Source organism: Bacillus cereus group sp. BfR-BA-01379 (assembly GCF_022663605.1).
Taxonomy (GTDB): domain Bacteria; phylum Bacillota; class Bacilli; order Bacillales; family Bacillaceae_G; genus Bacillus_A; species Bacillus_A mobilis.
Map to the genome: position 1 here is coordinate 1 of NZ_JAKUFT010000193.1, position 566 is coordinate 566.

Genomic DNA, 566 nt, shown 5'->3' on the forward strand with positions numbered 1-566 from the left:
ATGATGGCAGAGAGGTCACACCCGTTCCCATACCGAACACGGAAGTTAAGCTCTCTAGCGCCGATGGTAGTTGGGACCTTGTCCCTGTGAGAGTAGGACGTTGCCAGGCAAATGGAGGATTAGCTCAGCTGGGAGAGCACCTGCCTTACAAGCAGGGGGTCGGCGGTTCGATCCCGTCATCCTCCACCATATATGTCGGAGGGGTAGCGAAGTGGCTAAACGCGGCGGACTGTAAATCCGCTCCTTCGGGTTCGGCAGTTCGAATCTGCCCCCCTCCACCATTCTTAATTAATGGGCTATAGCCAAGCGGTAAGGCAACGGACTTTGACTCCGTCATGCGCTGGTTCGAATCCAGCTAGCCCAGCCATTAAGAGCCATTAGCTCAGTTGGTAGAGCATCTGACTTTTAATCAGAGGGTCGAAGGTTCGAATCCTTCATGGCTCACCATTTTAACAAAATATGCGGGTGTGGCGGAATTGGCAGACGCACTAGACTTAGGATCTAGCGCCTTTGGCGTGGGGGTTCGACTCCCTTCACCCGCACTTTTAATAAAATAACTCAAACAT

General features: G+C 52.5%; 5 tRNA genes and 1 rRNA gene. All 6 read left to right on the forward strand.

What is annotated here, in order from left to right:
* Window positions 1–109, forward strand: a 5S ribosomal RNA gene (gene rrf, locus MR113_RS27390); the annotation flags it as partial.
* A gap of 4 nt (window positions 110–113) precedes the next feature.
* A tRNA-Val gene (locus tag MR113_RS27395) sits at window positions 114–189 on the forward strand.
* 8 nt (window positions 190–197) lie between these two features.
* A tRNA-Tyr gene (locus MR113_RS27400) sits at window positions 198–281 on the forward strand.
* An 11-nt stretch (window positions 282–292) separates the two neighbouring features.
* Window positions 293–367, forward strand: a tRNA-Gln gene (locus MR113_RS27405).
* Between the two features lie 4 nt (window positions 368–371).
* Window positions 372–447, forward strand: a tRNA-Lys gene (locus MR113_RS27410).
* A 14-nt stretch (window positions 448–461) separates the two neighbouring features.
* Window positions 462–542, forward strand: a tRNA-Leu gene (locus MR113_RS27415).
* Window positions 543–566 lie beyond the last annotated feature (24 nt).